Raw genomic sequence first — 23527 nt, forward strand, 5'->3', positions numbered from 1 at the left:
GCTTTGCCTCAAGCGGCGTCGCGGCGCGAACGCGGCGTGCTGTCGCCTTCGGCCATCTTCTTGTCCTGGGCCATCGGATCGTGCTCGAGGATCTCGCCCTTGAAGATCCAGACCTTGACGCCGCAGGTGCCGAAGGTCGTGAACGCGGTGGCAACGCCGTAGTCGACGTCGGCGCGCAGCGTGTGCAGCGGCACGCGACCTTCGCGGTACCACTCCATGCGCGCGATTTCGGCGCCGCCGAGACGGCCCGAGCAGTTGATGCGGATGCCACCGGCACCGAGACGCATCGCCGACTGCACGGCGCGCTTCATGGCGCGGCGGAACGCGACGCGGCGCTCGAGCTGCTGGGCGATCGATTCAGCGACCAGGGTCGCGTCGAGCTCAGGCTTGCGGATTTCGACGATGTTGATCACGACGTCCGACGAGGTGATGTCGGCAACCTTCTTGCGCAGCTTGTCGATGTCGGCGCCCTTCTTGCCGATCACGACGCCCGGACGGGCCGAATGGATCGTCACGCGGCACTTCTTGTGCGGACGCTCGATCACGATGCGGGCGACGGCCGCCTGCTTGAGCTCCTTGTGCAGGATCTCGCGGATCTTGACGTCCTCGTGCAGCAGCTTGCCGTATTCCTGCTTGCCGGCGAACCAACGGGAGTCCCAGGTCCGGTTGATGCCGAGACGCAGCCCGATTGGATTGATCTTTTGACCCATCGTCTTCTCCTGCGCCCTTCTTAGGCGCTTGCCTCGGCCTCGACCTGACGAACCACGATGGTCAGGTGCGAGAACGGTTTGAACACACGGCCCGAACGGCCACGGCCGCGCGGAGCAAAACGCTTCATCACGATGCCATTGCCGACATGCGCCTCGGCGACGACCAGATCGTCAACCTCCAGGTCATGGTTGTTCTCGGCGTTCGCGATCGCCGATTCCAGGCACTTCTTGACATCGACCGCGATCCGCTTGCGCGAGAACTGCAGGTCGGCGAGCGCAGCGGACGCCTTGCGGCCGCGGATCAGCTGCGCCACCAGGTTGAGCTTCTGCGGGCTGACGCGCAGCATGCGGGCGACGGCCTTGGCCTCATTGTCCGCGAGGCTACGTTCGCGCTTTGGTTTGCTCATCGGTTAATCCTCAAGCCTTCTTGGCTTTCTTGTCGCCCGAATGGCCGTGGAAGGTCCGGGTCGGCGAGAACTCGCCGAACTTGTGACCCACCATTTCCTCGTTGATTGCCACCGGCACGTGCTTGTGGCCGTTATAGACGCCGAACGTCAGGCCGACGAACTGCGGCAGGATGGTCGAGCGGCGGCTCCAGATCTTGATGACGTCGTGACGGCCGGACGAGCGCGCGGCATCTGCCTTCTTGAGCAGAGAACCCTCGACGAACGGGCCTTTCCAGACTGAACGAACCATGTCCGGCGTTCCTTACTTCTTCCGCTTGTGGCGGCTGAGGAGAATGAATTTGTTGGTCGACTTGTTGGTGCGGGTCTTCTTGCCCTTGGTCGGCTTGCCCCACGGAGTAACCGGGTGGCGACCGCCCGAGGTACGACCTTCACCACCGCCGTGCGGGTGATCGATCGGGTTCATGACGACGCCGCGGTTGTGCGGACGCCAGCCGAGCCAGCGGGTACGACCGGCCTTGCCGATCGAGATGTTCATGTGATCCGGGTTGGAGACCGCGCCGATCGTGCCGCGGCAACGGCCGTGCACCAGACGCTGCTCGCCCGAGTTCAGGCGGACGATCACGTAGTCCTGGTCGCGGCCGACAATCTGGGCGTAGGTGCCGGCGGAGCGCGCCAGCTGACCGCCCTTGCCGATCTTCAGCTCGATGTTGTGCACGATCGTGCCGACCGGCATGTTGCCGAGCGGCATGACGTTGCCCGGCTTGACGTCGACATAGTTGCCGGCGACAACGGTGTCGCCTGCCGCCAGGCGCTGCGGCGCCAGGATGTAGGCCAGCTCACCGTCCTGATACTTGATCAGCGCGATGAACGCGGTGCGGTTCGGATCATACTCGAGCCGCTCCACGACCGCCGGCATGTCCACCTTGTCGCGGCGGAAGTCGACGGTGCGGTAGGCCTTCTTGTGGCCGCCGCCGCGGAAACGCACGGTGATGCGACCGGTGTTGTTGCGACCGCCGTTGCCGAGCTTGCCCTCGGTCAGGGTCTTCACCGGCTTGCCCTTGTAGAGCGCCGAACGATCGACCATGACCAGCTGGCGCTGGCCCGGCGTCGTGGGATTGTAGGTTTTCAATGCCATCGTCGTTGCGCCTTATAGTCCGGTAGTCACGTCGATGCGGTGGCCCTCTTCCAGGGTCACGATCGCGCGCTTGGTGTCCGACTGCGAGCCGAGATTGCCGCGGAACACCTTGGTCTTGCCCTTGCGAACGAGAGTGTTGACGCTCTTCACCTTGACGTCGAACAGCTTCTCGACCGCTTCCTTGATCTGCGGCTTGGTCGCCTTGCCGGCGACCTTGAACATCACCTTGTTGTGCTCGGAGGCGAGCGTCGCCTTTTCCGTCACGACGGGAGAGATGATGACGTCGTAGTGGCGCGGATCGATGTTCTTCATTTGAAGCGCGCCTCCAGCGCATCAACCGCAGCCTTGGTCAGCACCAGCTTCTGGCGGCGGAGAATGTCGTAGACGTTGATGCCCTGGATCGGCAGCACGTCGATGTTCGGAATGTTCCGGGCCGCGGTCGCGAAACCGGCGTTCAGCTCGGCGCCGTCGATGATCAGCGCGTTGGTCAGTCCGAGGCCGGAGAAGTGGCCGAGCAGCGCCTTGGTCTTGGCGGCCTCGAGCTGCGCATTGTCGATCACGATCAGCCCGCCGTCCTTGGCCTTGGCCGAGAGCGCATGCTTGAGCGCGAGCGCGCGCACCTTCTTCGGAAGGTCGGTCGCATGGGAGCGAACGACCGGACCGAACGCACGGCCACCGCCGCGGAACTGCGGCACGCGGGCCGAGCCGTGACGGGCGCCGCCGGTGCCCTTCTGCTTGTACATCTTCTTGCCGGTGCGCCAGATCTCGGCGCGGCCCTTGGCCTTGTGGGTGCCGGCCTGACGCTTGTTCAGCTGCCACTGCACGCAGCGCTGGATGATGTCGGCGCGCGGCTCGAGACCGAAGATCGCGTCCGAGAGCTCGACGGATCCGGCGTCCTTGCCTTCAAGGGTCGTGACTTTCAATTCCATCTCACACGCCCTCCTTCTCGGCCACAGCCTCGGCAGCTTCGCCACCTGCAACCTTGAACTTGCCGGGCTTCGGGGCGTCCTTCGGCAGCGGCTTCTTGACCGCGTCGCGCACCGAGATCCAGCCGCCCTTGGAGCCGGGAACGGCGCCCTCGACGAGGATCAGGCCGCGCTCGACGTCGGTCGAAACCACGCGCAGATTGAGCGTGGTGATGCGGTCGACGCCCATGTGACCGGGCATCTTCTTGTTCTTGAAGGTCTTGCCGGGGTCCTGACGGCCACCGGTCGAACCGATCGAACGGTGCGAGATCGACACACCGTGGGTGGCGCGCAGACCGCCGAAATTCCAGCGCTTCATGCCGCCGGCGAAGCCCTTACCGATCGAGGTACCGGTCACGTCGACGAACTGGCCGACCACGAAATGGTCCGCCTGGATTTCCGCGCCGACCGGGATCAGCGCGTCCTCGGACACGCGGAACTCGGCGACCTTGCGCTTCGGCTCGACCTTGGAGACCGCGAACTGGCCACGTTCGGCCTTGGGCATGTACACGGTCTTGCGGGCGCCCGAGCCGAGCTGAAGAGCGACATAGCCGTTCTTCTCGGTCGTGCGGTGGCCCAGCACCTGGCAGTTGCCCAACTTCAGCACGGTCACAGGGATATGCTCGCCGGTCTCCGTAAAGACCCGCGTCATCCCGACCTTTTGTGCGATCACTCCGGAGCGCATCGGCGTGCTTCCTGTCTTTCTGTCCGCAAGCGGCGGACGTAAAAATCCAAAACCTTAGAGCTTGATCTCGACGTCGACACCGGCGGCCAGGTCGAGCTTCATCAGCGCATCGACGGTCTGCGGGGTCGGGTCGACAATGTCGAGGAGGCGCTTGTGGGTGCGCATCTCGAATTGCTCGCGGCTCTTCTTGTCAACGTGCGGCGAACGGTTGACGGTGAACTTCTCGATGCGGGTCGGCAGCGGAATCGGTCCGCGAACCTGCGCACCGGTGCGCTTCGCCGTGTTCACGATCTCGCGGGTCGACGTATCGAGGATTCGATGGTCGAACGCCTTGAGACGGATGCGAATATTTTGGCCGTTCATTGCCGTATTCTTTCTTTAGTGAGTGGCGAGTAGCGAATAGCGAATGGAGTGACCCACTCGCTACTCGCCATTCCCTATTCGCGTAGTTACTCGATGATCGCGGCGACGACGCCGGCGCCGACGGTGCGGCCGCCTTCGCGGATCGCGAAGCGCAGCTTCTCTTCCATCGCGATCGGCACGATCAGGTGCACTTCCATCGCGATGTTGTCGCCCGGCATCACCATCTCGGTGCCTTCCGGCAGGTGCACGACACCGGTCACGTCGGTGGTGCGGAAGTAGAACTGCGGACGGTAGTTGGTGAAGAACGGGGTGTGGCGACCGCCCTCTTCCTTGGTGAGGATGTAAGCCTCAGCCTTGAACTTGGTGTGCGGCTTGACCGAACCGGGCTTGCACAGCACCTGGCCACGCTCGACTTCCTCGCGCTTGGTGCCGCGGAGCAGCGCACCGATGTTGTCGCCGGCCTGGCCCTGATCGAGCAGCTTGCGGAACATTTCGACGCCGGTGACGATGGTCTTCTGGGTGTCGCGGATACCGACGATTTCGATTTCCTCGCCGACCTTGATCACGCCGCGCTCGACACGGCCGGTGACGACGGTGCCGCGGCCCGAGATCGAGAACACGTCTTCAACCGGCATCAGGAACGGCTGGTCGATCGGACGCTCCGGCTGCGGGATGTACTCGTCGACGTTGCGCATCAGCTCGAGGATGGCGTCGTGGCCGAGCTTCTTGTCCTTGTCTTCGAGGGCGGCGAGCGCCGAGCCCTTGATGATCGGGATCTTGTCGCCCGGGAATTCGTACTTCGAGAGCAGCTCGCGGACTTCGAGCTCGACGAGCTCGAGCAGCTCCGGATCGTCGACCATGTCGCACTTGTTGAGGAACACGACGAGCGCGGGCACGCCGACCTGGCGGGCGAGCAGGATGTGCTCGCGGGTCTGCGGCATCGGGCCGTCAGCAGCCGACACGACCAGGATCGCGCCGTCCATCTGGGCGGCACCGGTGATCATGTTCTTCACGTAGTCGGCGTGGCCGGGGCAGTCGACGTGGGCGTAGTGGCGGTTGGTCGTCTCGTACTCGACGTGAGCGGTCGAGATCGTGATGCCGCGGGCCTTCTCTTCCGGCGCCTTGTCGATCTGGTCGTAGGCGGTGAACGTCGCGCCGCCGGTTTCTGCGAGCACCTTGGTGATCGCTGCGGTCAGCGAGGTCTTGCCATGGTCGACGTGACCGATGGTGCCGATGTTGCAGTGGGGCTTGTTACGTTCGAATTTAGCTTTGGCCATTTGACTCTCCGTTCAATCGTTGACTGCCATCAACGACAATCAGGCAAACTTCTTCTGGACTTCAGCCGACACGTTCGCCGGAGCTTCGGCGTAGTGATCGAACTGCATGGTGAAGGTCGCGCGACCCTGGCTCATCGAGCGCAGGTTGTTCACGTAACCGAACATGTTCATGAGCGGCACCATCGCGTTGATGACGTTGGCGTTGCCGCGCATGTCTTGGCCCTGGATCTGGCCACGCCGGGAATTCAGGTCGCCGATGACCGAACCGGTGTAGTCTTCCGGGGTCACCACCTCGACCTTCATGATCGGCTCGAGCAGAACGGACTTGCCCTTCGTCAACGCTTCGCGGAACGCAGCCCGCGATGCGATTTCGAACGCCAGTGCCGACGAGTCGACGTCGTGATACTTGCCGTCGACCAGCTGCACCTTGACGTCCACCACCGGGAAGCCGGCAACGACACCGGAGCCCATCACGCTGTTGAGGCCCTTTTCGACGCCGGGGATGTATTCCTTCGGCACCGCGCCGCCGACGATCTTCGATTCGAACTCATAGCCCTTGCCGGGCTCGTTCGGCTCGACGACGATCGACACTTCGGCGAACTGACCGGTACCGCCGGTCTGCTTCTTGTGGGTGTACTTGACTTCGGCCTTCTTGGTCACGCGCTCGCGGAACGCCACCTGCGGCGCGCCGATGTTGGCGTCGACCTTGTAGGTGCGCTTGAGAATGTCGACCTTGATGTCGAGATGCAGTTCGCCCATGCCCTTGAGAATGGTCTGGCCGGACTCCTGGTCGGTCGACACGCGGAACGACGGATCTTCCGCGGCGAGCTTGGCAAGCGCCACGCCGAGCTTTTCCTGGTCGGCCTTCGACTTCGGCTCGATCGCGATCTCGATCACCGGCTCCGGGAATTCCATCTTCTCGAGGATCACCGGCTTGTCAGGATCGCACAGCGTGTCACCGGTGCGCGCTTCCTTCAGGCCAGCCAGCGCGACGATGTCGCCGGCATAGGCTTCCTTGATGTCTTCGCGGTTGTTCGCATGCATCAGCAGCATGCGGCCGATACGCTCTTTCTTCTCGCGGGTCGAGTTCACCACGCCGGTGCCCGACTGCAGGATGCCGGAATAGATGCGGCAGAAGGTGATGGTGCCGACGAAGGGGTCGTCCATGATCTTGAACGCGAGCAGCGCCAGCGGCTCCTTGTCGTCCGCCTTGCGCACGACTTCGTTGCCCTCATCGTCGGTGCCCTTGATCGCGGGCACGTCGATCGGCGACGGCAGATAGTCGACGACGGCGTCGAGCAGCGGCTGCACGCCCTTGTTCTTGAACGCGGAGCCGCACAGCACGGGATAGAACGCGCCGGTCAGCACGGCCTTGCGGATCAGGCGCTTCAGGGTCGCCTCGTCCGGCTCCTTGCCGTCGAGGAAGGCAGCCAAAGCGTCGTCGTCGAGCTCGACGGCGGCTTCCACCATCTTCTCGCGATATTCCTTGGCCTGCTCGACCAGATCTTCCGGAATGTCGACATAGTCGAACTTCGCGCCGAGCGATTCATCGTTCCAGATGACGCCCTTCATCTTCACGAGGTCGACGAGACCCTTGAAGTTGTTCTCGGCACCGATCGGCAGCTGGATCGCGATCGGCTTGGCGCCGAGGCGGTCGACGATGTCGGACAGGCACTTGAAGAAGTCGGCGCCGGTCTTGTCCATCTTGTTGGCGAAGACGATGCGCGGAACCTTGTACTTGTCGCCCTGGCGCCAGACGGTCTCGGTCTGCGGCTCGACGCCCTGGTTGGAGTCGAGAACGCAAACGGCGCCGTCGAGCACGCGCAGCGAACGCTCGACCTCGATGGTGAAGTCGACGTGGCCGGGGGTGTCGATGATGTTCAGGCGCTTGCCGTTCCAGAACGCGGTGGTCGCAGCCGAGGTGATCGTGATGCCACGCTCCTGCTCCTGCTCCATCCAGTCCATCGTCGCGGCACCTTCGTGCACTTCGCCGATCTTGTGGCTCTTGCCGGTGTAATACAGGATACGCTCGGTGGTCGTGGTCTTGCCGGCGTCGATATGCGCCATGATACCGAAGTTGCGGTAGTCCTCGATGGCATGTTGGCGGGGCATGAGACTGTTCCTTAAATTCCGTTGTTCGCCTTACCAGCGATAGTGCGAGAACGCGCGGTTGGCTTCCGCCATCCGGTGCACGTCTTCCCGCTTCTTGACGGCGTTGCCGCGATTGTTCGAGGCGTCGAGCAGCTCAGCCGAGAGACGCTCCGTCATGGTCTTCTCGTTGCGCTCGCGGGCGGCCGAGATCAGCCAGCGGATGCCGAGCGCCTGACGGCGCACCGAACGGACTTCGACCGGAACCTGGTAGGTCGCGCCGCCGACGCGGCGGGAACGAACCTCGATGGTCGGCATCACGTTCTCGAGCGCCTGCTCGAACACGCCGAGCGGGTTCTGCTTGGTCTTGGCCTCGATCATGCCGAGCGCACCGTAGACGATGTTTTCGGCAACCGACTTCTTCCCGGCGTACATCACCGAGTTCATGAACTTCGTAATGATGATGTTCCCGAACTTCGGATCCGGAAGAACTTCACGCTTCTCGGCAGAATGGCGACGCGACATCTGATCGGTTCCCGCTTACTTCGGACGCTTCGCGCCGTACTTCGAACGACGCTGCTTACGGTTCTTGACGCCCTGGGTATCCAGCACGCCGCGGAGGATGTGGTAGCGCACACCGGGCAAGTCCTTGACGCGGCCGCCGCGGATCATGACCACCGAGTGCTCCTGCAGGTTATGGCCCTCACCCGGGATGTAGCCGATCACCTCGAAGCCGTTGGTCAGGCGCACCTTGGCGACCTTACGAAGCGCCGAGTTCGGCTTCTTCGGGGTCGTGGTGTAGACGCGCGTGCACACGCCGCGCTTCTGCGGCGACTGCTGCAGCGCCGGCACCTTCTTACGCGACTTCTGCACTTCACGCGGATTTGCGATCAGCTGGTTGATCGTCGGCATGCAGCCTTCACCCTTTAGTTCGCGCGAAAACCTTGAATGGCTCCGCAAATTTCTTCTCAGGACTAGCCGTCCCGCACGGCCCGCTCGACACGGAACAAACAACCGCGCAAAGCGAAATCGCGCCAACCACTCATCGCTGAGCGGAAAGCGCATCGACGCCACAGAGGACCGCGATCCCGAACCGTTCAGCGTGCGCTGTTCGGTCCGCCACCGAGGTCATGCATCCGAATTCACTCTCAAGAGGACGTGCTCAAGAGAACTAATATCGTCCTGGCATTGCCTAGCTATCATCGACAGCGTTTGAGCGGCATTCGTCGAGGTTGGTGCCCGTCCGGCTCCTCAAAAAGGACCTTCGGGTGTTCCGTTCCGACGCTGGCGTAGCTCACCGCCTGTCGTTAAGTGGGCGCCTTGTATAATCGAGAGATAGTGAAGTCAAGCAAAACGACAAGCAAAGAAACGCCTCTGGCACTTGCGGATTTCGCATTTCACCGAGGTTCGGCGCAAGGCGAAATGTGACGGCCGACCGACCTCCCCGCGCACTTCATCCGAATCTTCGGGCGCGTGCGGAATCATATTACATCCGGGTAAAATATGAATAGAAACAACTCTCCCCAAGTTAGTCCCGAAGGCAAACTTCGAAACTAAGCCTTTATTTGCCATTCGCAGCGCAAAAATCGGGGTCACAGCCACGGAATTCTCATGCGGTACACCGACATCGCGATCATCGGCGGCGGTCTTGCGGGCTCGACCGCAACCGCCATGCTCGGCCGTGCCGGGATACCGACGATCCTGATCGACCCCCACCGGGTCTACCCGTTCGATTTCCGTGTCGAAAAGATCGGCGGCGACCTCCAGCTCGAGCGATTCGCCAGGACCGGCCTCGCCGAGTCGGTGCTCCGCTCGGCGACGCTGGACGGCGAGAACTGGATCGCGCGATTCGGCCGGTTGCTCGACCGGCAGCCGAGCCGGCAATACGGCATCATGTACGACGCGCTGATTGCGGCGATTCGGAACGAAATCGCCGGGCCGGCGGAATTCATCTGCGACAAGGTGATCAATGTCGCGACCAGTTCCGAGCGGCAGCGGCTCGTGCTTGCCAATGGCGAGGAGATCTCGGCGCGCCTTGTGGTGCTTGCCAACGGCCTGAACGTCGGGTTGCGCCGGATGCTCGGCATCGAGCGGCTGGTCACGAGCTTCTGCCACTCGATCTCGCTCGGCTTCGATTTCGTCCCCGTCGGCCGCCCCGCCTTCCCGTTCGCGGCCATGACCTACTTCTCGGAGCGGCCGAGCGATCGCATCCCCTACATCACGCTGTTTCCGATCGGAAACCGGATGCGCGCCAACCTCTTCACCTATCGCAAGGCCGACGATCCCTGGCTGCGGGCGATGCGGCGCAATCCGGTGGAGACGCTGAACGCCGCGCTGCCGCGGCTGCGCCGGCTCACCGGCGAGTTCGACATCGCCGGCGATATCAAGATCAGGCCCGCCGACATCTTTGTCAGCACCGGCTATCGGCAGGCCGGCGTGGTGCTGGTCGGTGATGCCTTCGCCAGCACCTGCCCCGTCACCGGCACCGGTACCGACAAGGTGTTCACCGACGTCGCCCAGCTCTGCAACGTCCACATCCCGGCCTGGCTGTCGACCGACGGCATGGGCGAGGAGAAGATCACCGCGTTCTACGACGATCCGGTCAAGACCGCCTGCGACGCCTGGTCGAACGCCAAGGCATTCAGCTTCCGCGAGGTGTCGGTCGGCAGCGGGCCCACGTGGCAGGCCCAGCGCTGGGCGCGCTTTTTCGGCTATCTCGGCCGCGGCTGGCTGCGCCGGCTGCACAACCCTGCGGCGGCGGCGTCAACGACGCAGCCGGCCAACCACTTCCGGCAACGTCCGCACGCCGCGGACCGCGGCGTAACGAAAAATCTGGCGCTCGACCATCGCCCGCGACGCGGGCCTCACGCCTCCTCATCCTCGTCTTCGTCCTCATCGTCATCATCGTCATCATCGTCATCATCCGCGTCGTCGGCGTCCTCGTCGTGATTCAGATGTCCCTGGTCGTCCCACAGCTTGCGATAGACGCCATTGCGGGCCAGCAGCTCCTCGTGCGAGCCGCGTTCGATCGCCCTGCCGCCGGAGATCACGATGATCTCGTCCATCTCGACCACCGAAGTCAGGCGATGCGTCGACCAGATCATGGTGCGGCCCTCGGCGACCTTGAGCAGCGTGCGATTGATCGCAGCCTCCGTGGTCTGGTCGAGCGCCGAAGTCGCCTCGTCGAGCAGCAGCACGGACGGGTTACGGATGATCGCGCGCGCGATCGCGATGCGCTGGCGCTGGCCGCCCGACAGGGTATCGCCGCGCTCGCCGACCGGCGTGTCGTAGCGCTGCGGCAGACTCATGATGTAGCGATGGATCTCGGCCTTGCGGGCAGCGTCCTCGACCTCCGCGTCGGTCGCGCCTTCCTTGCCGAGCCGGATGTTCTCGCGGATCGACATGTTGAAAAGCATGTTCTCCTGGAACACGACCGCCATGTTGGCCCGCAGCGACTCGCGCGTCACCCGGCGGATATCGACGCCGTCGACGGCGACGCGGCCCTCGTCCGGCACGTAGAGCCGCAGGATCAGGTTGATCAGCGTGCTCTTGCCGGAGCCGCTGGGACCGACGATCGCAATGCTCTTGCCGGCATTGAGCTTGAGGCTGAGATTGTCGAGCACCGGCGTCTGTGCCCCCTCATATTGGAAGGTGACGCGATCGAAGGAGATGTCGTTGGTGATGCGCGGCAGATCCGGCGCGCCGGGACGGTCGGCGCCGCGGGTCGGCTCGTCGAGCAGTTCCTGGATGTGCCGCACCGCCGCCGCCGACTGGATCGACACCGGAATGAAATGCATCAGATGGGCGATGTTGTACGACACCTCCCAGAACGCACTCTCGAAGGTCACGAAGGTGCCGACGGTGATCTGCCCCTTGGTGGCGAGATAGGCGCCGATCGCCAGCACCACGAGGTGGAGCAGCAGCACCGCGATGGTGACGGTGCGCTCCACCATGGTCGACAGGAACATGGCTGACGCGGCCTTGGCCCGGACGTCGCGGTTGCGCATCGTGAACCAGCCGAGCGCCCGGCGCTGCAGATTGAACGCCTTCACCACCGCCTGCGCGGCGACGTTCTCCTGCACGGTTCCGAGCAGCGCGGCCTCGTTCTGCTTCTGCTCGTAATTGGCTTGCACCGCCTTCGGCGTCAGGATGCGCGGCCCGATCAGGGTGATCGGAAACACCAGCAAGGCGACCACGGCAAGCTGCCAGTTCAGGAACAGCATCAGGATGATGCCTGCGACCAGCTCGAGGCCCGGCAGCGCCGCGCTGTTGGCGAAGGTCTTGACCGAGCCCTCGAACGCCGACAAATCGATCGAGAAGCGCGACAGGATCTCGCCGCGCTTGGTGCGCGCGAAATAGGCCGACGGCAGGTTCTGGACATGGTCGAACAGCCGCGTCCGCACGTCGGCGATGATGCCGGCGCCCAGCCGCGCATCCCAGCGCTCGTACCAGACCGCGATGATCGAGGTGACGATGCCGGCAACCGCGAGCACGCCGAGGATCTTGTAGAGGGCCCCGAAATCCTCCTCGCCGAGCGCGTCGTCGATCAGGAATTTCAGGCTGAGCGGCATGATGACGTTGAACAACGTCTCGACCAGCACGCCGAAGGCGACGCAGGCGAACGGCTTCCTGTAGTTCGCCAGGATCGGCCTGACGAAGCCAAAGATCGTGGAGAGCGCGCCGGCGGCTTCCTTGGCGGTGAAGACGACGAGGTCCTCGTCATCATCGTCGTCATCGAGCTCGAACTCGTCGTCCGCGTCGTCTTCCTCTTCGTCGTCAGCCGGCGCCGCGGACGGCTTCGTGGAGGCGGCCGCCGCGGGCGGACCGGACGCGGGCTTCTTCTTCAGCTCGGGATCGTCGGCCGCCGCTCTCGTCGGATCGTCTGATGCAGGAGGTCTTGGCGCCATGAAACCAACCGATGCTCCACGGCCGGCATGACCGCAAATCGAAACCGCAGCTGATAACACTGCGCCCGTAATCCTATGCGATCACGACGAATTCGGCAAAGCGTTTGGAACGGCCGACGCGCCGCGGCGCGCTCGCGCGGATTCGCGGAGCGCAGAATTGCCGCCGTTTGACAGCTGGTTGACACGAGGCCGGTCGGCTCGCGGCAAAAGCTTCCGGTCGGTCCCGCTAGTCGTCGAGGTCGGCTTCGACCTTGTCGAAGAAGGAATAGCGCAGGCTGTCGGAGTCGGCGTACCACTGCCCTGGCCCCTTGTTGGCGGCCAGCGTCAATGTCCACAGCGCATCGGTGCAGTCGCGGCGGTGCATCGACAGATCGAAGCCGTTGCCGAAGAACAATTCCGACCACTCCCACCAGGTGCCGAGCTTCTTCACCCCGCGCAGCAGGTCGTAGCGATCGATCACTGCCGCCGCCATGTCGGAGGTCACCGACGCGAACACGACGCCGGTCTTGACCACGCGGTTGAGCTCGCGCACCCCGCGCACGACCTGCTTCTCGCCGAGATGGCACAGCGAGGTCTCGAACACGAAGTCGAACTCGTTGGCCTTGAACGGCATGTCGGCGATCGAGCCGAGCTTGTTGTACTTCTTGAGCGCCTTCGGCGTCTTGCCGTGGATGTAGCGGTTGTTCTCGATGCCCCAGGCATCGATGCCACGTTCGCGCAGCGCGCCGACCAGTTCGCCGCTGGCGGAGCCGGCGATCAGCAGCTTGTAGCCCTTCGCCCTGCCCCAGACCGTCTTGATCAGGTCCGTCAGATAGGCCGGGTCGGTGAAGTTGCGCCAGACCTCGCTGTAGGGGCCGACGCCGCGATAATTGTTGAAATAGCTGCGGTCGATCTTGTCGGACAGCGAGCTCTCGTCCTGCGCGCGGGTACGGCGCAGCCGCATCATCTCGGTGACGATGATGTCGGTCGCGGCATCGGAGGAATCGAGCAGTCCATTCAGCGTCGAATCGAACAGATAGTCGCCGACCACCACGATGCCGGGATGCTCCTTCGGCTCGGGCCGGTGGTTGGTCATGACGTCGCGCACCGGCAGGCCGCCCGGCAGCGCGTTGACCGACGACAGCCAGCGATGGATCTTGCCTTCCAGGAAATGCTCGCGCGCATCGCCGAGCGAGGCCGGCAGCGACTTCAACGCGGCATCGATCAGCTCCTGGTCGCTGAGATTGGCGAAGGCCAGCGCATCCGAGCCCGCGATCAGCCAGTTCAGCACGCCGTGCTTGCCGACATCGTGGCGCGCGCCCTCATTGTAGACGCAGCAGCCGCCGAACGCTTCCGACATGAACCAGGCGCCCGGGATCTTCTCGCCCCAGAACGGCTCGTCGAACAGGATCGAGACCCGCAGATAATGCGCGGGCCGGTCGAAATAGGCGACGTGCTTGACCATCGACTTGCGCAGCTGTTCGCCGTCCCAGCGCATGGTCGCGAGCCAGGAGTGCGGCAGGCAGACCAGCACGAGATCGAAGTCGCGCGTCTCCGGCCCCTTGCCGTTCATCATGTTGAGCTGGTAGCGGCCGCCAGCGGTCTTGCCGACCTTGAGCACACGATGGTTGAGCTGGATGTCGGCGCTGACTTCCGAGCGCAGACAATCGATCAGCTGCTCGTTGCCGTTCTGGATCGAATACAGGCCGATGTAGCCGTCGACGTCCATCACGTAGTTCTTCAGCGCGTTGAGGCCGTTGGTGTTGTGGCTCTCGGTCGCGATGTCGGAACGCGCCATCACCTTGAAGAAACGCTTGGCGGTCGCGTCCTCGACCTCCTCGTCGAGGACCTGCTCGGCGGTCTTGTAGGCCCACGGGTGTTCGTTGTCGTGGGCGCCGACGCCCTCGTAATATTCGATCGGCGACACCAGGTCGCTGCAGCGCTTGCGGAACGCCTCGATCGCGGCCGCGGTCTTCGCCCCGTATTTGCGGCGCATGCCGGGAACGTCGGCAAGCAACTCGCCGTCGAGCTGCACCTGCTCGGCGTCCATCGGGATCGTCTGCAGGCCGAAATGCTGGATCAGCTCGCGCAGCGGGTCCGGCCCCGTCATCGAGTAATCATAGATCTCGGCGACGCCGGCCTCATACATCGCGGGCGCGGTGTCGAATTTGCGCGTGACGATCTTGCCGCCGAGGCGGTTCGACGCCTCGAAGATGGTAACGCGGCAGAGGTCGCCGAGTTTGCGCTTCAAATACCAGGCGCTCATCAGCCCCCCGGGGCCGCCGCCTACGATAGCCAAGTCGAGCATATGGATTCCGTCGTCTCCGGCGCGAGCCAAACAACCGGTCTAAGTCACCCTAGCAAAGGCACTTTTTTGCCTGAAGGAAAGATGAACAAACTGCGTCCCTGCACCGCAGCAAGCAAAGAAAGCAGCAAAAAGGCCGGCTAAACGCCGGCCTTCTCGCCATACCCGTAGTCTTGCGGATGCCTATTCGGCGGGCGGCAGCGCCAGCGGCTCCGCTTCCGGAGCCGTCGGCACGATCGCCGCCTGCTGCTTCTCGCGCTCGTCGAGGATCAGCTTGTCGCGCTTGACCGCGACCTCGCGGATCCGCGCCATCGAGGCGCCGGTGCCGGCCGGGATCAGGCGGCCGACAATGACGTTCTCCTTGAGGCCCTCGAGCGGGTCCACCTTGCCGTTGACGGCAGCTTCGGTGAGCACGCGCGTGGTCTCCTGGAACGACGCCGCCGAGAAGAAGGAGCGGGTCTGCAGGCTCGCCTTGGTGATGCCGAGCAGAACCGGCGTACCCGTGGCGGGCTTCTTGCCCTCCTCCTTGGCCTTGGTGTTGAGCGCGTCGAACTCGATCTTGTCGACCTGCTCGCCCGAGATCATGTCGGTGTCGCCCTGATCGGTGACCTCGACCTTCTGCAGCATCTGACGGACAATCACCTCGATGTGCTTGTCGTTGATGAGCACGCCCTGCAACCGGTAGACCTCCTGGATTTCGTTGACCAGATAGGCAGCGAGCTCCTCGATGCCCTTGATCGCCAGGATGTCGTGCGGCGCCGGATTGCCTTCGACGATGAAATCGCCCTTTTCGACGATGTCGCCGTCCTGAAGGTGGATGTGCTTGCCCTTCGGGATCAGGTACTCGCGCGGCTCCTCGGTCTTGTCCATCGGCTCGATCGAGATGCGGCGCTTGTTCTTGTAGTCGCGGCCGAAGCGGATCGTTCCCGCGGTCTCCGCGATGATCGCCGCATCCTTCGGCTTGCGAGCCTCGAACAGTTCCGCCACCCGCGGCAGACCGCCGGTGATGTCACGCGTCTTGGCGCTCTCGGTCGAGATACGCGCCAGGATGTCGCCCGGCATCACCTTCCCGCCGGTGTCGACCGACAGAATGGCGTCGACCGACAGCATGTAGCGGGCATCGCCGCCACGCGCGAGCTTCATCACCTTGCCGTCCTTGCCCTTGACCACGATGGCCGGACGCAGGTCCGAACCGCCGCGCGTCGTGCGCCAGTCGATGACCACGCGCTTGGCGATACCGGTCGACTCGTCGAGCGTTTCCGAGATCGACTGTCCCTCGACCAGATCCTCGAAACCGATCGTGCCCTCGACCTCGCTCAGCACCGGGCGGGTATAGGGATCCCACTCGGCGATGCGCTGGCCGCGCTTGACCATATCGCCTTCGTCGACGTGCATCTTCGAACCGTACTGAATACGGTGGGTCGCACGCTCGGTGCCGTCGGCATCGACGATCGCAACGACCATGTTGCGCACCATCGCGATCAGGCTGCCTTCGCTGTTGCGGGCGATCGCCTTGTTCTTGATCACGATCTTGCCGTCGAAGTTCGATTCGACGAACGACTGCTCGTTGAGCTGGGCGGCGCCGCCGATGTGGAACGTGCGCATCGTCAGCTGCGTGCCGGGCTCACCGATCGATTGTGCCGCGATGACGCCGACGGCCTCACCGTGGTTGACCGGGGTGCCGCGGGCCAGGTCGCGGCCGTAGCACTTGGCGCAGATGCCGTTGATCAGCTCGCAGGTCAGCGCCGAGCGGATCTTCACTTCCTGGATGCCGGCCTGCTGGATCGCGTCGACATGGCTCTCCTCCATCAAGGTGTCACGCTTGATGACGACCTCGTTGGTGGCGGGATCGCGCACGTCATCGCAGGCGACGCGGCCCAGGATGCGCGAGCCGAGCGAGGCGACCACGGTGCCGGCGTCGACGATGGCGCGCATCTTGATGCCGAGCGTGGTGCCGCAGTCGGTCTGCGTGATGATGCAGTCCTGCGCGACGTCGACCAGACGGCGGGTCAGGTAGCCCGAGTTCGCGGTCTTCAACGCGGTGTCCGCGAGGCCCTTGCGGGCGCCGTGGGTCGAGTTGAAGTACTCGAGCACCGACAGACCTTCCTTGAAGTTGGAAATGATCGGCGTCTCGATGATCTCGCCCGACGGCTTGGCCATCAGGCCGCGCATGCCGGCGAGCTGGCGCATCTGGGCCGGCGAACCACGCGCACCGGAGTGCGCCATCATGTAGATCGAGTTGATGTCGGCATCCGCGCCCGCCGCCGTCTTCTTGGTGGACGAGATCTCCTTCATCATCGCCTTGGCGACTTCTTCACCGGCCTTCGACCAGGCGTCGACGACCTTGTTGTACTTCTCGCCATGGGTGATCAGGCCGTCATTGTACTGCTGCTCGAAATCCTTCGCCAGCGTACGGGTCTGATCGACGATCTTCCACTTCGACGCCGGCACGACCATGTCGTCCTTGCCGAACGAGATGCCCGCCTTGAAGGCGTTGTAGAAGCCGAGCGCCATGATGCGGTCGCAGAAGATCACCGTCTCCTTCTGACCGCAGTGCCGGTAGACCTGATCGATCACGCCGGAGATCTCGCGCTTGGTCATCAGCTTGTTGATGATGTCGTACGAGATCTTCGGGTTCTTCGGCAGCAGGTTGCCGAGCATGACGCGGCCCGCGGTGGTTTCGATCCAGCGCTTGGAGTGCTTGCCTTCCTCGTCGAGGCCTTCCCACCGGTACTTGATCTTGGTGTGGAGGTGGATGACCTTCGAATGCAGGGCGTGCTCGAGCTCGGCCATGTCGCCGAAGATCTTGCCCTCGCCGGGCAGGCCTTCGCGCATGATCGAGACGTAGTAGAGGCCGAGCACGATGTCCTGCGACGGCACGATGATCGGCTGGCCGTTCGCCGGATGCAGGATGTTGTTGGTCGACATCATCAGGACGCGCGCTTCCAGCTGCGCTTCGAGCGACAGCGGAACGTGCACGGCCATCTGGTCGCCGTCGAAGTCGGCGTTGAAGGCGGCGCAGACCAGCGGATGCAGCTGAATCGCCTTGCCTTCGATCAGCACCGGCTCGAACGCCTGGATGCCCAGGCGATGCAGCGTCGGCGCGCGGTTGAGCAGCACCGGATGCTCGCGGATCACCTCGTCGAGGATATCCCAGACCTCCGGACGCTCTTTCTCGACCAGCTTCTTGGCCTGCTTCACCGTGGTGGACAGGCCCTTGGCATCGAGCCGCGAGTAGATGAACGGCTTGAACAGCTCGAGCGCCATCTTCTTCGGCAGGCCGCACTGATGTAGGCGCAGCTCGGGACCGACCACGATCACCGAACGGCCCGAATAATCGACGCGCTTGCCGAGCAGGTTCTGGCGGAACCGGCCCTGCTTGCCCTTCAGCATGTCGGCGAGCGACTTCAGCGGACGCTTGTTGGCGCCGGTGATGACGCGGCCACGGCGGCCGTTGTCGAACAGTGCGTCGACGGCCTCCTGCAGCATGCGCTTTTCGTTGCGGATGATGATGTCGGGCGCACGCAGCTCCATCAGCCGCTTCAGGCGGTTGTTGCGGTTGATGACGCGGCGGTACAGGTCGTTGAGGTCCGAGGTCGCAAACCGGCCGCCGTCGAGCGGCACCAGCGGACGCAGGTCCGGCGGAATCACCGGCACGACCGTCATGATCATCCATTCCGGCTTGTTGCCGGAAACGCGGAAAGCCTCGACGATCTTCAGACGCTTGGCGAGCTTCTTGTGCTTGATGTCGGAGTCGGTCTCCGCCATGTCGGCACGCAGCGTCGCCTCGAGCTTCTCGAGCTCGAGCCCCTTGAGCAGCTCGCGGATCGCCTCCGCGCCGATCATGGCGGTGAAGGAATCCTGGCCGTACTCGTCCTGCGCCTTCAGATACTCGTCTTCCGACAGCAGCTGACGGTCCTTCAGCGCGGTGAGACCCGGCTCGAGCACGACGTAGTATTCGAAGTAGAGGATCCGCTCGAGATCCTTCAGCGTCATGTCGAGCAGGAGGCCGATGCGCGAGGGCAGCGACTTCAGGAACCAGATGTGGGCGACCGGCGCCGCCAGCTCGATATGGCCCATGCGCTCGCGCCGGACGCGCGACAGCGTCACCTCGACCGAGCACTTCTCGCAGATGATGCCCTTGTACTTCATCCGCTTGTACTTGCCGCACAAGCACTCGTAGTCCTTGATCGGCCCGAAGATGCGCGCGCAGAACAGGCCGTCACGCTCCGGCTTGAAGGTGCGGTAGTTGATGGTCTCCGGCTTCTTGATCTCGCCGTAGGACCAGGACAGAATCTTCTCCGGAGACGCGATCGAAATCCGGATCTGGTCGAAGACCTGGGCCGGGGTCGTCGGATTGAAAAGATTCATAATCTCTTGATTCATGGTCTTCTCCTCGCGTGCCGATCGTCACCGGCAGCAAATTCGAAACTTTTATTCAGCGCGCGCCCCGCCCAACGTCCGAGCGGAGTGCGAAGGCCCGGCGCGTTTGGCGCCGGGCATGATCACAGCGTTACTCGGCCGCTTCCGACGTCGACGCCGGTCCCACCTTGGAATTGTGCAGGTCGACGTTGAGGCCGAGCGAGCGCATTTCCTTGACCAGCACGTTGAACGATTCCGGAATACCGGCCTCGAAGGTGTCGTCGCCGCGCACGATCGCCTCGTACACCTTGGTACGGCCGGCGACGTCGTCCGACTTCACGGTCAGCATCTCCTGCAGCGTGTAGGCGGCGCCGTAAGCTTCCAGCGCCCAGACCTCCATTTCGCCGAAGCGCTGGCCGCCGAACTGCGCCTTGCCGCCCAGCGGCTGCTGGGTGACGAGCGAGTACGGACCGATCGAACGCGCGTGGATCTTGTCGTCCACGAGATGGTGCAGCTTGAGCATGTAGATATAGCCCATCGTCACCTTACGATCGAACTGATCGCCGGTACGGCCGTCATAAACGGTCGACTGGCCGGAGGCGTCGAAGCCCGCGAGCTTCAGCATCTCCTCGATGTCGGCTTCCTTGGCGCCGTCGAACACCGGCGTTGCGATCGGCACGCCGTGGCTCAGATTGCGGCCGAGTTCGACCAGCTCGTTGTCGTTCAGCGACTTGATGGTTTCATCCTCGCCGTAGATCTTCTTCAGGGTCTCGCGCAGCGGCTTGAGATCCTGCTTGTGATAATAGGCGTCGATGGTCTGGCCGATGCGCTTGCCGAGGCCGGCGCAGGCCCAACCGAGATGGGTCTCAAGGATCTGACCGACGTTCATGCGCGACGGCACGCCGAGCGGATTGAGCACGATGTCGGCGTGCGTTCCGTCCTCGAGGAACGGCATGTCCTCGATCGGCACGATCTTCGACACCACACCCTTGTTGCCGTGACGGCCGGCCATCTTGTCGCCGGGCTGGATCTTGCGCTTCACCGCGACGAAGACCTTGACCATCTTCATCACGCCGGGCGGCAGCTCGTCGCCACGCTGCAGCTTCTCGACCTTGTCGAGGAAGCGCTGCTCGAGGCCCTTCTTCGACTCGTCGTACTGCTTCCGCATGGCCTCGATCTCGGCCATCAGCTTGTCGTTCGGCGAGGCGAACAGCCACCACTGCGACTTCGGATACTCGTCGAGCACCGCGCGGGTGATCTTGGTATCCTTCTTGAAGCCCTTCGGGCCGGCGATGCCCTGGCGGTTCTCCAGCAACTCGGCGAGGCGGTTGTAGACGTTGCGGTCCAGGATCGCCTGCTCGTCGTCGCGGTCCTTGGCGAGACGCTCGATCTCCTCGCGCTCGATCGCCAGCGCACGCTCGTCCTTATCGACGCCGTGGCGGTTGAACACGCGGACTTCCACGATGGTGCCCTGCACGCCCGGAGGCACGCGCAGCGAGGTGTCGCGGACGTCGGAGGCCTTCTCGCCGAAGATGGCGCGCAGCAGCTTCTCTTCCGGCGTCATCGGGCTCTCGCCCTTCGGCGTGATCTTGCCGACCAGGATGTCGCCGGCGCGGACTTCCGCACCGATATAGACGATACCGGCTTCGTCGAGGTTCTTCAGCGCTTCTTCCGAGACGTTCGGAATGTCGCGGGTGATTTCCTCAGGACCGAGCTTGGTGTCGCGGGCCATCACCTCGAACTCCTCGATGTGAATCGAGGTGAAGACGTCGTCCTTCACGATCCGCTCGGAGAGCAGGATCGAGTCTTCGAAGTTGTAGCCGTTCCACGGCATGAACGCGACCAGCACGTTACGGCCGAGCGCGAGCTCGCCGAGATCGGTCGACGGACCGTCGGCGATGATGTCGCCCTTCTTGACGATGTCGCCGACCTTCACCAGCGGACGCTGGTTGATGCAGGTCGACTGGTTGGAGCGCTGGTACTTCATCAGCCGGTAGATATCGACGCCCGACTTGGTCGGATCGAGATCCTCGGTGGCGCGGATCACGACGCGGGTGGCGTCGATCTGGTCGATCACGCCCGAGCGGCGCGCGGCAATCGCCGCGCCCGAGTCACGGGCGACCACGCCTTCCATGCCGGTGCCGACGAACGGCGCCTCGGCGCGAACCAGCGGCACCGCCTGGCGCTGCATGTTCGAGCCCATCAGCGCGCGGTTGGCGTCGTCGTTCTCGAGGAACGGGATCAGCGCCGCGGCGACCGAAACCAGCTGCTTCGGCGACACGTCCATGTAGTCGACCTTGTCCGGCGTCACCGGCAGCACTTCGCCGGCGTGACGGCAGACCACGAGGTCGTCGGTGAAGCGGCCCTTGGCATCGAGCGGCACGTTGGCCTGCGCGACGCGGTAGCGGCCCTCTTCCATCGCCGACAGATAGATCACCTCGTCGGTGACCCGGCCGTCCTTGATCTTGCGATAGGGCGTCTCGACGAAGCCGTACTTGTTGACGCGCGCGAACGTCGCCAGCGAGTTGATCAGGCCGATGTTCGGACCTTCCGGCGTCTCGATCGGGCAGATGCGGCCGTAATGCGTCGGATGCACGTCGCGGACTTCGAAGCCGGCGCGCTCGCGGGTCAGACCACCCGGGCCAAGCGCCGACAGGCGCCGCTTGTGGGTGATCTCCGACAGCGGGTTGGTCTGGTCCATGAACTGCGACAGCTGCGAGGAGCCGAAGAACTCGCGCACCGCGGCAGCCGCGGGCTTGGCGTTGATCAGGTCCTGCGGCATCACGGTGTCGATATCGACGCTCGACATGCGCTCCTTGATCGCGCGCTCCATGCGGAGCAGGCCGATCCGGTACTGGTTCTCCATGAGCTCGCCGACCGAGCGCACCCGGCGGTTGCCGAGGTGGTCGATGTCGTCGATCTCGCCCTTGCCGTCGCGCAGGTCGACCAGCGTCTTGATGACCGCCAGGATGTCTTCCTTGCGCAGCGTGCGATGGGTATCGGGCGCATCGAGCTCGAGGCGCATGTTCATCTTGACGCGGCCGACCGCGGAGAGGTCGTAGCGCTCGGCGTCGAAGAACAGCGACTGGAACATCGCCTGCGCCGAATCCAGCGTCGGCGGCTCGCCCGGACGCATCACGCGGTAGATGTCGAACAGCGCGTCCTCGCGCGTCATGTTCTTGTCGGCAGACAGCGTGTTGCGGATGTAGGCGCCGACATTGACGTGGTCGATGTCGAGCAGCGGCAGGTCCTTGTAACCCTGCTCGTTCAGCACCTTGAGCGACTTCTCGGTGATCTCCTCGCCGGCTTCGGCGTAGATCTCACCGGTCTTCGGGTTGACGAGATCCTCGGCGAGATAGTTGCCGACGAGCTCCTCGTCCGACATGCGCAGCGCCTTCAGGCCCTTCTCCTGAAGCTGGCGCGCCTGGCGCACGGTCAGCTTCTTGCCGGCCTCGAGCACCACCTTGCCGGTGTCGGCGTCGATCAGGTCGTTGACGGTCGAATAGCCGCGGAAGCGGTTGGCATCGAACGGCACGCGCCATCCGTCCTTGGTCCGCTTGTAGGTGATCTTCTTGTAGAAGGTCGACAGGATCTGCTCGCCGTCGAGACCGAGCGCGTACATCAGCGAGGTCACGGGCAGCTTGCGGCGGCGGTCGATGCGCGCGAACACGATGTCCTTGGCGTCGAACTCGATGTCGAGCCAGGAACCGCGATACGGAATCACGCGCGCGGCAAACAGCAGCTTGCCGGACGAATGGGTCTTGCCCTTGTCGTGGTCGAAGAACACGCCCGGCGAACGGTGCATCTGCGAGACGATGACGCGCTCGGTGCCGTTGACGACGAAGGTGCCGTTCATCGTCATGAGCGGGATATCGCCCATGTAGACGTCCTGTTCCTTGATGTCCTTCACCGACTTGGCGCCGGTTTCCTCGTCGATATCGAACACGATCAGGCGCAGCGTCACCTTGAGCGGCGCAGCGAAGGTCATGCCGCGCTGGCGGCACTCGTCGACGTCATATTTCGGCTGTTCGAACTCGTAGCGGACGAATTCGAGCATCGAGGTGCCGGAGAAATCCGAGATCGGAAACACCGAGCGGAACACCGCCTGCAGGCCCTCGTCGAGCCGACCGCCGGTCGGCTCGTCGACCATCAGGAACTGGTCATAGGACGCCTTCTGAACCTCGATGAGGTTCGGCATCTCGGCGACTTCCTTGATGTGACCGAAAAACTTGCGTACGCGTTTGCGACCGGTGAATGTCTGCTGCGCCATCGTGGCCTCTCATTTTCGTCGCCTTTGTGGGGCGAACCTTCCGGGAGCGACTGCCATCGGCCCCGGGTTGAATT

The 23527-nt window shown here is 63.7% G+C and carries 17 protein-coding genes; 1 reads left to right on the forward strand and 16 read right to left on the reverse strand.

The window, feature by feature from the left end; translation table 11 throughout:
• Positions 1-8: 8 nt before the first annotated feature.
• The 12 genes from rpsC to rpsL all read right to left on the reverse strand — a co-directional run bounded on the left by rpsC (position 9) and on the right by rpsL (position 8542).
• Positions 9-710: a 30S ribosomal protein S3 gene (gene rpsC, locus ACVI1L_RS38145; RefSeq protein WP_016843751.1), complete on the reverse strand. Its 702-nt coding sequence runs from the start codon at positions 708-710 to the stop codon at positions 9-11.
• Between the two features lie 20 nt (positions 711-730).
• A complete protein-coding gene (rplV, locus tag ACVI1L_RS38150; protein ID WP_016843750.1) occupies positions 731-1117 on the reverse strand; it encodes a 50S ribosomal protein L22 in 387 nt (128 codons plus the stop codon).
• Positions 1118-1127: 10 nt separating this feature from the next.
• The gene (gene rpsS / locus ACVI1L_RS38155) at positions 1128-1406 is read right to left on the reverse strand and encodes a 30S ribosomal protein S19 (protein WP_028335459.1); all 279 of its coding nucleotides are present in this window, start codon (positions 1404-1406) and stop codon (positions 1128-1130) included.
• Between the two features lie 12 nt (positions 1407-1418).
• Positions 1419-2252 (reverse strand): 50S ribosomal protein L2, encoded by an 834-nt coding sequence (rplB, locus tag ACVI1L_RS38160; RefSeq protein WP_021081655.1) that lies wholly within the window; start codon positions 2250-2252, stop codon positions 1419-1421.
• Between the two features lie 12 nt (positions 2253-2264).
• Positions 2265-2564 (reverse strand): 50S ribosomal protein L23, encoded by a 300-nt coding sequence (locus ACVI1L_RS38165; protein WP_028339313.1) that lies wholly within the window; start codon positions 2562-2564, stop codon positions 2265-2267.
• Complete coding sequence (gene rplD, locus ACVI1L_RS38170; protein WP_016843745.1) at positions 2561-3181, reverse strand: 50S ribosomal protein L4; 621 nt, start codon at positions 3179-3181, stop codon at positions 2561-2563. The genes ACVI1L_RS38165 and rplD overlap by 4 nt, the downstream gene beginning before the upstream one ends.
• A gap of 1 nt (position 3182) precedes the next feature.
• Complete coding sequence (gene rplC, locus ACVI1L_RS38175) at positions 3183-3902, reverse strand: 50S ribosomal protein L3 (RefSeq protein ID WP_057019547.1); 720 nt, start codon at positions 3900-3902, stop codon at positions 3183-3185.
• 54 nt (positions 3903-3956) lie between these two features.
• Positions 3957-4265, reverse strand: coding sequence for a 30S ribosomal protein S10 (rpsJ, locus tag ACVI1L_RS38180; RefSeq protein WP_002712302.1), 309 nt, complete (start codon positions 4263-4265; stop codon positions 3957-3959).
• 86 nt (positions 4266-4351) lie between these two features.
• Positions 4352-5542 carry an elongation factor Tu gene (gene tuf / locus ACVI1L_RS38185; RefSeq protein WP_018272140.1) on the reverse strand — a complete coding sequence of 397 codons (1191 nt, stop codon included), beginning with the start codon at positions 5540-5542 and terminating at the stop codon, positions 4352-4354.
• Positions 5543-5581: 39 nt separating this feature from the next.
• Complete coding sequence (gene fusA, locus ACVI1L_RS38190; RefSeq protein ID WP_057019548.1) at positions 5582-7654, reverse strand: elongation factor G; 2073 nt, start codon at positions 7652-7654, stop codon at positions 5582-5584.
• Between the two features lie 30 nt (positions 7655-7684).
• Positions 7685-8155, reverse strand: coding sequence for a 30S ribosomal protein S7 (gene rpsG / locus ACVI1L_RS38195; RefSeq protein WP_016843741.1), 471 nt, complete (start codon positions 8153-8155; stop codon positions 7685-7687).
• Between the two features lie 15 nt (positions 8156-8170).
• The gene (gene rpsL, locus ACVI1L_RS38200; RefSeq protein WP_006611834.1) at positions 8171-8542 is read right to left on the reverse strand and encodes a 30S ribosomal protein S12; all 372 of its coding nucleotides are present in this window, start codon (positions 8540-8542) and stop codon (positions 8171-8173) included.
• A 699-nt stretch (positions 8543-9241) separates the two neighbouring features.
• On the opposite strand from rpsL, the gene ACVI1L_RS38205 reads away from it, so the two are divergent.
• Entirely contained in the window at positions 9242-10579 is a 1338-nt protein-coding gene (locus tag ACVI1L_RS38205; RefSeq protein ID WP_456785182.1) for an FAD-dependent monooxygenase, read from the forward strand.
• Here ACVI1L_RS38205 and ACVI1L_RS38210 read toward each other — a convergent pair.
• The 4 genes from ACVI1L_RS38210 to rpoB form a co-directional block, all read right to left on the reverse strand.
• A complete protein-coding gene (locus tag ACVI1L_RS38210; RefSeq protein WP_456785183.1) occupies positions 10495-12537 on the reverse strand; it encodes an ABC transporter ATP-binding protein in 2043 nt (680 codons plus the stop codon). The two genes, ACVI1L_RS38205 and ACVI1L_RS38210, sit on opposite strands and share 85 nt — an antisense overlap.
• A gap of 226 nt (positions 12538-12763) precedes the next feature.
• Entirely contained in the window at positions 12764-14824 is a 2061-nt protein-coding gene (locus ACVI1L_RS38215; protein ID WP_456785184.1) for an FAD-dependent oxidoreductase, read from the reverse strand.
• A gap of 180 nt (positions 14825-15004) precedes the next feature.
• Positions 15005-19207, reverse strand: coding sequence for a DNA-directed RNA polymerase subunit beta' (gene rpoC / locus ACVI1L_RS38220; RefSeq protein ID WP_057019552.1), 4203 nt, complete (start codon positions 19205-19207; stop codon positions 15005-15007).
• Positions 19208-19334: 127 nt separating this feature from the next.
• On the reverse strand, positions 19335-23453 hold the full coding sequence (rpoB, locus tag ACVI1L_RS38225) for a DNA-directed RNA polymerase subunit beta (RefSeq protein WP_057019553.1): 4119 nt from the start codon (positions 23451-23453) through the stop codon (positions 19335-19337).
• Positions 23454-23527: the final 74 nt, after the last annotated feature.

The sequence above is a fragment of the Bradyrhizobium sp. USDA 4516 genome (assembly GCF_054055915.1).

Bases quoted from the DNA above. Each gene is read 5' to 3' on its own strand.
- ACVI1L_RS38205 (WP_456785182.1), top strand. From the start codon at position 9,242: ATGCGGTACACCGACATCGCGATCATCGGCGGCGGTCTTGCGGGCTCG.
- ACVI1L_RS38210 (WP_456785183.1), bottom strand. From the start codon at position 12,537: ATGGCGCCAAGACCTCCTGCATCAGACGATCCGACGAGAGCGGCGGCC.
- fusA (WP_057019548.1), bottom strand. From the start codon at position 7,654: ATGCCCCGCCAACATGCCATCGAGGACTACCGCAACTTCGGTATCATG.
- rplV (WP_016843750.1), bottom strand. From the start codon at position 1,117: ATGAGCAAACCAAAGCGCGAACGTAGCCTCGCGGACAATGAGGCCAAG.
- rpoB (WP_057019553.1), bottom strand. From the start codon at position 23,453: ATGGCGCAGCAGACATTCACCGGTCGCAAACGCGTACGCAAGTTTTTC.
- rpsL (WP_006611834.1), bottom strand. From the start codon at position 8,542: ATGCCGACGATCAACCAGCTGATCGCAAATCCGCGTGAAGTGCAGAAG.
- rplD (WP_016843745.1), bottom strand. From the start codon at position 3,181: ATGGAATTGAAAGTCACGACCCTTGAAGGCAAGGACGCCGGATCCGTC.
- rpsC (WP_016843751.1), bottom strand. From the start codon at position 710: ATGGGTCAAAAGATCAATCCAATCGGGCTGCGTCTCGGCATCAACCGG.
- rpsS (WP_028335459.1), bottom strand. From the start codon at position 1,406: ATGGTTCGTTCAGTCTGGAAAGGCCCGTTCGTCGAGGGTTCTCTGCTC.
- rplC (WP_057019547.1), bottom strand. From the start codon at position 3,902: ATGCGCTCCGGAGTGATCGCACAAAAGGTCGGGATGACGCGGGTCTTT.
- ACVI1L_RS38215 (WP_456785184.1), bottom strand. From the start codon at position 14,824: ATGCTCGACTTGGCTATCGTAGGCGGCGGCCCCGGGGGGCTGATGAGC.
- ACVI1L_RS38165 (WP_028339313.1), bottom strand. From the start codon at position 2,564: ATGAAGAACATCGATCCGCGCCACTACGACGTCATCATCTCTCCCGTC.
- rplB (WP_021081655.1), bottom strand. From the start codon at position 2,252: ATGGCATTGAAAACCTACAATCCCACGACGCCGGGCCAGCGCCAGCTG.
- rpoC (WP_057019552.1), bottom strand. From the start codon at position 19,207: ATGAATCAAGAGATTATGAATCTTTTCAATCCGACGACCCCGGCCCAG.
- tuf (WP_018272140.1), bottom strand. From the start codon at position 5,542: ATGGCCAAAGCTAAATTCGAACGTAACAAGCCCCACTGCAACATCGGC.
- rpsG (WP_016843741.1), bottom strand. From the start codon at position 8,155: ATGTCGCGTCGCCATTCTGCCGAGAAGCGTGAAGTTCTTCCGGATCCG.
- rpsJ (WP_002712302.1), bottom strand. From the start codon at position 4,265: ATGAACGGCCAAAATATTCGCATCCGTCTCAAGGCGTTCGACCATCGA.